1 protein-coding gene is annotated in these 1,246 nt (G+C 28.7%); it reads right to left on the bottom strand.

Going from position 1 to position 1,246, the window contains the following annotated elements; translation table 11 throughout:
• The coding region (locus DXN04_RS35140; protein ID WP_158569343.1) for a hypothetical protein at positions 1 to 1,246 on the bottom strand (1,246 nt) is incomplete at both ends.

Here is a 1,246-nt window from a genome sequence, read left to right as displayed (position 1 = left end):
CAGCAGCTTCTGTTTGTTCAAATCCAGCTTGACTAAGTTTATCAATAAAAGATTGTCTTGCATTAAGTAAATCACTACTAGTTGATTCATGCCCAAGAGAATCTTCTAAATCAGCAATACTTTCATAAACTAAATCAGTACCTATTTGACCGCGTTCAAATTCATCATCTGGAAGAGTATTATTAATTTCAGGTTTAGGAGTACTAATAGGTTCTTGAGAAATTGGTTGTTCAGTTTGAGATTGAGGTTGTTCAGTATTAGTAGGCTCACTAGGAACCGCTTCGCTTCGCTCCGCTATACTCCCCGTGGAGGATGGAGATGAGTTAGTATCATCTACATCAGTTTCATTAACTTCATTAACTTCATTAATATCAGGATTAACAGGAGCAACTTCTTCCTCTTTAGGAGCATTATTAACATCATTTTCAATCTCTGCAATTTCAGCTAATTGTTCTAATGTAGTTTTAAGATGTTCATTACCTTTAGAACTTAAATCAAGTGCGGCATAAGCATCTCGAATAGTTTTATCTATATTAGGTTTATTACCATTATTAGCATCTTTAATAACAGAATTAACATATTCTTTACCATATTGTTTATAAGCATTACGTAAATCGTCCATAGCTTTATTAACAATCCTTTTACGACTATTATCAAAGAAGTTATTAAGATAAGTTATACGAGATTTAATATTATCATCAGATAGATTAAGTTGATTTTTATTAACCTCAACATTAATCTCAGCATTAACAACTTCTGCTAAATCTTTAAATACTTCATTATATTGTTTTTGAAGTTGAATAGCTGATTGAATATCATTTTTATTTTCAATATCAATAGGGATATAAAGTTTATTAATAGCATCTAGACGTTCATTTAATTGAGCAATACGTTCTTGTTTAACAGAATTATTAATTGCAGCGTTATCTTGAATAGTTTTAATATCTCTTTGAATACTATTAATAATATGTTGATAAATACCATTCTTAGCAGAATTAATATCAACATCTTCAATATGATTATTTGTAATATCTTGATTTAAAACATTATTAGCCCAATTAAGAAGATTATTATAATTTTCTTGACGATTACGAGCATGAACCATTTGAGTAGCTATAATACGACCAACTTCAAATCCACCACCAAGTCTATTAACTTTATTTAAAGTAGTATTATATTCATTTTTAAGATTATTAATCTCAGTTTTAAATCTATTAATAAGTTCACTACTTTCTTGTTGTTGTAA

It is taken from the genome of Chitinophaga silvisoli, from assembly GCF_003412465.1.
Classification (GTDB): Bacteria; Bacteroidota; Bacteroidia; order Chitinophagales; family Chitinophagaceae; genus Chitinophaga; species Chitinophaga silvisoli.
This window is presented reverse-complemented; position numbering and strand designations above follow the sequence as displayed.